Genomic DNA, 7,558 nt, shown 5'->3' on the forward strand with positions numbered 1-7,558 from the left:
ATCTCACGTTATTACGCAAAGATAATTATTATAAAATAATAAAATGCACATCTCGTGCATTATTTCATCATCACCCTTGCCCAACAGCCACCACATGATAATAAACTCCGCGTGTTTTCCTGAATGACTTTACTCCCAGCTTCTGCAAAATACGCCCGAAATAATTAACCTGTCCGGAAGAAATCTTCATTTTACTTGCCTTTTGTATCCGCTGAAGTATATCTGCAGCAAGTAACCATTCTCCCTCTTCTTCCTCTTCCGCTACCCGGTAATACACCTGGAACAACTGCTCGATTGCCGGCGACTGCTCAAACTCCCGGTTCGCCTCCGTCATAATAGCCTCTTCCTTCTCATCAAACCAGTAGCGTTCATTACTACGCAGCAGTGCCATTGCCTGCGCATACAATTGCTCATAATCAATAGGACGGACCACATCAATCACTCCAGTCACCTCAACACCGATAAAACGGCGACTACCGGAAGTATCCGTCAACAAATCTTTATGATTACTCGTTCCTATAAAAGAGGCATACCGACGCAATTCCTCCACAGCCGAAGCATTCGGTCGCCGTGTGTTGACAACAGGCTTCTGCAGAATATGCTTGAGGAAAGACTGCTGATTGATGCCAATCTGATCGAACTCATCCATATTAATCAATAAAAAACGATTCAAGTATAACTCGGCATCCCGCTTCCGGCTGAAATCAATGCTATCCGTATAATAAGCCTGCAAGCATGGAGGCAAAATCAACCGGCAAAATGTAGACTTACGATAAGCCTGTGGACCTATCAATATAGGAGAAGTGCTATTTGCATGATTCTTTCCCATTCCACGCCAATGCGCTATCATACTAAGAAACCAACGACGAAACAATTGCGCCCAATGAGGATGATCGCAAGGAACTCGCTTGGCAAGATCGCCGATATGATCCTTACCATCCCAATGAGGAAGGTCATAAAGAAATTCCTCGATAGGCTGATAAACCGGCACATGATCCGAATTCAGGTAACGTACCACGTCTTTATCCCACAGCTTAAGCCCTTCATAATGTGCATTCATTGCAATACTTGCCATCAACCGTTTATCCACCGGATGAAAATAAAAATTAAAGCTGTTCCGTTCACGACATTCCACTTGTGATGTCAACTGGTTGAAACGAAAATCATAACGCCGTTTCATAAACTCATCCATCTGCATGACAAATAATTGTTCCGGCAACAGACTACTTTTACTCGCAAACCCTTCACAAGTGCGGTATACATTTCGCACGGTTCCCCGAACCAATGTATCGTCCTTCGGCAAGCGATAATGAGCGCGAGACCATCGCACTGTATCTTCCTCCGGAATACCGGCACGGAAACAATGTCCTGCGAGGTTAATCAGCAGCGATTGTTTGTCTCCTTCCGGTTGATAATCAGTCTCTTCATCCAACGCACGTGCAAAAGCAGCTTCGAAAAGGACAGAAAGCGCATTACACTTTTCATATCCCGGTGCAAGCCGTTGCAACGGTGAAGTTTCCGTTTGCACCCGTTCGCGATAAGTCACCTCACCCGGCATAGCGGCAGGCTGCTTCATATAAATAGGCATTGCTTCGGGATTAAAATACAAGTGCGGGTCAAAAGTTAAACGACAATATTGCTCCAACGAAGGTACTTTCAGTTCAATATCATAAGGAAGTTGTGGCTGATAAAATTTCACTGCCAACCGATAGGCATGCGCATGAAAAAGCTCCGCTTCTTCACTAGTTGTCGGCAAACGATCATTGGGATAAGTAAAGCGCACCCATACTTTCACAGACTTTCCGGAAGAACCGGTGAAAGCTAAGTAAGTCTGCGGAAGCTCCTTTACCCGTTCTTTCACCTCATCCGCCTCCATGTTTCCGGACAAGTTGTTGACCTGAATCATCACAATTCCATTGTATTCACTCATCGTCGTTATGCCGCCTTTACGAAAAAAGGCGGCTGCAGGTATCAGCTTCGGTACTTTCTGTACATAGTCATTTTTATCACCCGGAAGCATAAAAGGCAGGACTTCTCTCATTTTTGAGACAGGCTGTGTTTTGGTTTCCACTTTCATTTGCTCCACGAGCTGTTCAATTCTTAACGTACGCATAGTGTTCACCTTGCCATCGTCTCTTACCAGTGTTATTCTCATTACTTCATTTATTTGTCCTGCATGTGTTTTGTAGGGCGATTATTACGACACAAATATACTGTAAATATTCCACACAAACAACTTTTCAGAGAATACTTATTTCATCTTTCTACTAGAAAAGATTTTTCAATTCTATTTCTCATGTTCTCATAGATTTCAGATAAAGCACATATAATCAAAGAAGTACATTATGAGAAACGTTTTTAAAACAGGTGTTTCTCATACTATCCTCATCGATTTTCTTCAAAAAACCGCTATTTCTCATACTCTTTCAGGGTATTTCTCATAGTCAGACACAACTATTCTCCTGTTTATCCGCCAAGCTTATTTTAGAAAACAGCTAGCTATTTCTTTCATGAAAACAACTAGTTAATTACTTGTTTTTCACCTAATAATGTCGTATCTTTGAAAGAGCATCCCAATCGTTCCACTACAGTGCACAGGCCTGTTCACTACAGTAAAAAGTTCTGTCTACTAGAGTGAAAAGAACCGTTCACTCTAGTGGAACAATCAGGATGGCGGTTGAATAATAAAAGAATAAAAGCGAGATACACTAAGAGCATCAGTACATAACATATAAACAACCATTAAATTAAAACAAAGATGGCAATACAATTCGAGTTTTATAAGAATCCCCAACCGGAAAAAGAAGGGGAAGAACCTAGTTATCACCCACGGGTGGTTAATTTTCAACATGTGACCACTCAAAAGCTGGCAAGAGAAATCCACATGGCAACTACTTTCGGGAAAGCAGAAGTAGAAGCCATGTTAATGGAATTGAGCAGATGCATGGGAAACCACCTATGCGAGGGAGAACGAGTACATCTGGATGGAATTGGCTATTTCCAGATTACATTACAAGCTACCGAACCCGTGCACTCGCTTACCACTCGTGCTGACAAAGTGAAACTTAAGTCCATTAACTTCCAAGCTGATAGAGATTTAAAAGGTTTGTGCATGAGCACTCATCTACGACGTTCAAAATACAAGCCACATTCCGCTTCTCTTTCTGAAGAAGAGATCGACAAGAAACTTACTGCCTATTTTGCAACTCATCCTGTATTAACCCGTAGTAATATGCAGTCGCTCTGCAGTTTCACTCAAAGTATGGCCAGTAGGCAAATCCGTCGCCTAAAAGCAAAAGGCAACTTACAGAATATAGGTAAGCCCACACAGCCTATTTATATACCAACACCGGGCCATTATGAGAAATGAGTTCAACAGGTATGAGAAATAAGCCAAATCAAGGTCTATTTGCGAATAAAACTATGAGAAATACCAATTTTTAAAGTATTTCTCATAGCTTACTTTATTAATTATCTGCTATTTAAATCAAATCTATGAGAATATGAGAAATGAATATCTTATTTCCGGCGCAGGCAATTCAATTTTCGACCAACCACTTTTCTATATTTCTCGTTTCAGCACTGAAATTCACACCAATCTTAAAAAGTTTTCGTGAATCCGTTTCAAATGGTCGGGCATAGTGTTTGTCATTTATCTGTTGCAGAGCTTCTTCCGCAGTACCATTCAGTTTAAATTCCATAATGTAAATGAACTTGTCAGTCTGCAATACCATATCCACACGGCCTTCACTCGTATGATATTCCGCTTTTACATAAAAACCGACCAGTTTACATACAATATAAAGTACATTCTGATAATGTAACTCCAATTCGCGGGCAAGCTCGTATGGAATATCAGAAAAGAAACTTTGCAGACGACGGAAAAAAGATTCGTAATCACCAGCCTCCACTTTACGAACAAGTTTCTGAGTTTCAAAGGGAGATTCCACTTTATCTACGTTCGCATAATAAGGAAGCAGAAAACGGACAAACCCTTCTTCCACTTCACGATTAGGAAAACCTAAACGGTAAATACCAAATTCTTCATCATACCCTTTAATGGTAAGGTACCCGCTCTGATAGATTACCGGAATAGGATTGGTAGATTCAGAATCTATACTGTTCAGTACCTGTTCATCAGTTTCTTCATGAGCCATCCGATGAAGGTCGTAATGGTGTTTCTTCAGCAATTCCACCAAATAAGTGGGAGTACCCGTTTCAAACCAATAACTCCCAAACTCATTCCGATTAAAAGCATGAAGCAGGCTGAAAGGATTGTACATTCCCTTGGAATTGTGCGTAAAATGATAACCATCATACATCTCTTTCAGCCGGACACATATCTCCTCATACGTCACTCCCTGCACATTGGCAAACTCATGAAGCTCGGCATCCAGATTATCGTATAATTCCTGTTCGCTCACACCACAAATATCTATATACTTATTCCACATTGAAATGTCATTCAGGTTATTCAAATCACTGAACACACTAAATTTACCGAACTTGGCAACTCCCGTCAACATAGCAAACTTAATACAGCCATCCTGACTTTTCAATGCACCATAGAAAGCTTTCAATGTATTGCGAAAGCTCTTTTGCAAGGCATCATTACCAATGGCCTGCAACATCGGCTTGTCATACTCATCCACAAGAATAGCCACACGCTGTCCTTCCTGCCGGCAGGCACGTTTAATAATCCCCTCAAAACGCATCGCTAAGGATTTCTCCGAGGGCTCCGCACCATATATCTTCTCCCATTCCACCAACGCCCCATTGAGTTTGTTCTCCAGACTTTCCGGAGTATCATATTTTTCCGTATTAAGATCAAGATATAAAACGGGATATTTTACCCAATCTTTTTCCAGTTTCTCCATAGCCAGCCCTTCAAAGAGTTCCTGCTTTCCTTGAAAGTAAGCTTCAAGCGTAGAAATAAGCAGACTTTTGCCAAAACGGCGCGGCCGACTCAAAAAATAGTAGCTTCCGGTTTTCACCAGTTGATAAACCAATGCTGTTTTATCTATATAAAAATAGCCACCTTTACGAATTTTTTCAAAATTCTGTATACCGATAGGGTAAATCTTGCCACTCATATTTCAACCTGTTTAAGTTCACATCGTACAAATATACATAGAAATATCTGCATCGCAACAAGTCCAACAAGGAAAGAATTGCAAAAAGCAAGATATAATGGCAGAGATAGATAATAGACTTTGAATAAAAAGAGAACCATTTACCGCTTAAGACAGCAAAAGCAAATATCACATCCACAAAATACTTTCCAATTTCCTACAACTAGGAAAACATTAATTCTTCGCCAGCCACTTTTCACATTCCTTTTTGAATATTGAAATAGAATAGTGCATAACTTTTTATAGATATTTATTTAGGAGTTATGCCAAATATAACTATCTTTGTAAGGATAAGCAAAAAGAATACTTACACACAATAAATTGCAAACAAATATAAAGATGATTCAGCTATCAGACATTATTGAATATATCAAAGAATACGTTATTAATGTATCACATGATGTAGAGGACTTAGTTGTTAAAAATATCTCGACATTAGATTCTTCATTACCCGAATGTATGGGATGGATAGCAACATACAAAAAAGAGAAACAAAAGTTAGCTGAGCAATCAAATGTAAAATATCTAATAACTGACACAGAGGTTTTAATCACTCCGAAACTTTTCAACAAAGTCATCATCCATGTCAGCAATCCGCGTCTTGTTTTCATTCTCATTGCAGAGAGATTTTTCCATCCCAATTATTATAAGCCTATTGACATTCAAAAATCTATCGGCAAAAACGCACAGATAAGCCCATCTGCAACAATTATGAATGCTTCCATTGGAAATAATTGCATCATTCACTCAAATGTTGTCATTTATGATGGCGTTGAAATAGGAGACGATGTAATCATTCACGCTGGAACAGTCATAGGTCATTCCGGATTAGGCTGCGAAAGAGATCAATATGGAAGCTTACACAAATTCCCGCATTACTCAAACGTCATTATAGGCTCCAAGGTTGATATTGGCCCTAATTGTCAAATTACCAAAGGCACATTATCACCTACAACAATAGGAGATGGAACTAAAATAGATGGTTTGTGTTCTATTGGGCACAATACAGTTATTGGTAAAAATAACTGGATAGCAAGTTCCGTCACAATAGCCGGTTCCGTCAAAGTCGGGAATGAGTGTATTATTTATGCATCCAGCAATATCAAAGATCAAATTCGTATAGGGAATAATGTTATTATTGGTATGGGATCATTAATACTCCAAAATATACCTGATAATCAGATGTGGTATGGCGCACCGGCAAAACAAATTAAACAACTATGAAACAGTTTGATATAGTCGTATTAGGCGGAGGCATATATGGTTTATATACTGCCTTTTTTTTGTCGCAACGTGAAGTTACCGTTGCTGTTATTGATATAGATCAAAATTTCTTCTCTCGAGCATCAATGGTCAATCAAGCCCGCCTCCACAATGGCTTACATTACCCAAGAGGTCAAAAAACAGTAAACACAATACTAAAATATAAAGAGCGCTTTATACATGACTTTGGTGAAAGTATTAATTCTCAATTTAAGGCCTATTATGCTATCGCAAATAATGAGTCGTTAACCAACAAATCTGAATATGAAGATTTTATGAATAGAAATAATATACCATATTCTGAAGTTGATCCTAATACACTATTTAACTCAAATAAAGTTGAAGCACTATATCTTACTAAAGAATACTCATATAGTTATAAGATTGTTCTAAATAAACTACTAAACCACATTAGTGATGTTAAAAATGTAGATACGTTTTCGGGAACGAAGGTTATTTCAATTACAGATAAGAATGAACGCTATCAAATAGAAATAGAAAACGGCGAGTATATTGAATGTAAAGGAGTGGTAAATGCAACTTATGCTTCTACCAATATAGTAAGCCAGTTATTCAACAAACCGGGATTCAACTTAAAGTACGAACTTTGTGAAGTTATTTTATGCAAAGTACCAGACACTTTGAAAGATATCGGCATTACTGTTATGGACGGCGAATTCTTTTCAATCATGCCATTCGGCTTTAGTAAATATCATACACTAACTTCTGTCCACTACACCCCACATACCGTTTCATCCCCAGAGCCATCATTTCCATGTATGAAAAATGGTAGTTGCAGTCCTCACAATATCGGGAACTGCAACCTATGCCTACATAAACCACTAACTGCATATGAAGCAATGAAAACACAATATGAGGAATTTATACACCCCCAATTACATGGTATTGAATACATCTCTTCCATGTTTGCAATTAAGCCCATTCAGATTTCATCAGAAAAAACAGATGAAAGAAATACCCTTATTCAAATGGCAAAGCAACCGCCATTCTATATTTCTGTCCTCTCTGGTAAAATATCGACATTTTATGAGCTTGATAGCTAGGGATATTCAGTAAATGTTCCTCTTTCTAAAAAATCAAGAGAAAAGCTTTGCTTTACGTGAGCTTTTCTCTTGATTTTTTCGTTCAACTCTCCCAGTCTT

General features: G+C 38.8%; 5 protein-coding genes. 3 read left to right on the forward strand and 2 right to left on the reverse strand.

Annotation, left to right across the window (positions count from 1 at the left end; translation table 11 throughout):
* Positions 1–70: 70 nt before the first annotated feature.
* Positions 71–2,155 carry a BT4734/BF3469 family protein gene (locus DW173_RS16435; RefSeq protein WP_120144790.1) on the reverse strand — a complete coding sequence of 695 codons (2,085 nt, stop codon included), beginning with the start codon at positions 2,153–2,155 and terminating at the stop codon, positions 71–73.
* 603 nt (positions 2,156–2,758) lie between these two features.
* On the opposite strand from DW173_RS16435, the gene DW173_RS16440 reads away from it, so the two are divergent.
* Positions 2,759–3,370, forward strand: coding sequence for an HU family DNA-binding protein (locus DW173_RS16440; RefSeq protein ID WP_061448393.1), 612 nt, complete (start codon positions 2,759–2,761; stop codon positions 3,368–3,370).
* Positions 3,371–3,539: 169 nt separating this feature from the next.
* Here the strand turns inward: DW173_RS16440 and DW173_RS16445 are convergent, their stop codons facing one another.
* A complete protein-coding gene (locus DW173_RS16445) occupies positions 3,540–5,093 on the reverse strand; it encodes an ATP-binding protein (protein WP_120144791.1) in 1,554 nt (517 codons plus the stop codon).
* A 378-nt stretch (positions 5,094–5,471) separates the two neighbouring features.
* Here DW173_RS16445 and DW173_RS16450 point away from each other — a divergent pair, with 378 nt between their 5' ends.
* Both DW173_RS16450 and DW173_RS16455 read left to right on the forward strand, forming a co-directional pair.
* Positions 5,472–6,356: a UDP-3-O-(3-hydroxymyristoyl)glucosamine N-acyltransferase gene (locus DW173_RS16450; protein WP_008024060.1), complete on the forward strand. Its 885-nt coding sequence runs from the start codon at positions 5,472–5,474 to the stop codon at positions 6,354–6,356.
* Positions 6,353–7,459 (forward strand): FAD-dependent oxidoreductase, encoded by a 1,107-nt coding sequence (locus DW173_RS16455; protein WP_120144792.1) that lies wholly within the window; start codon positions 6,353–6,355, stop codon positions 7,457–7,459. The genes DW173_RS16450 and DW173_RS16455 overlap by 4 nt, the downstream gene beginning before the upstream one ends.
* Positions 7,460–7,558 lie beyond the last annotated feature (99 nt).

The sequence above is a fragment of the Bacteroides sp. AM16-13 genome (assembly GCF_003602705.1).
GTDB classification, from domain to species: Bacteria; Bacteroidota; Bacteroidia; order Bacteroidales; family Bacteroidaceae; genus Bacteroides; species Bacteroides xylanisolvens.

Coding starts and splice junctions, on each gene's coding strand:
- DW173_RS16435 (WP_120144790.1), bottom strand. CDS start 2,155: ATGAGAATAACACTGGTAAGAGACGATGGCAAGGTGAACACTATGCGT.
- DW173_RS16440 (WP_061448393.1), top strand. CDS start 2,759: ATGGCAATACAATTCGAGTTTTATAAGAATCCCCAACCGGAAAAAGAA.
- DW173_RS16445 (WP_120144791.1), bottom strand. CDS start 5,093: ATGAGTGGCAAGATTTACCCTATCGGTATACAGAATTTTGAAAAAATT.
- DW173_RS16450 (WP_008024060.1), top strand. CDS start 5,472: ATGATTCAGCTATCAGACATTATTGAATATATCAAAGAATACGTTATT.
- DW173_RS16455 (WP_120144792.1), top strand. CDS start 6,353: ATGAAACAGTTTGATATAGTCGTATTAGGCGGAGGCATATATGGTTTA.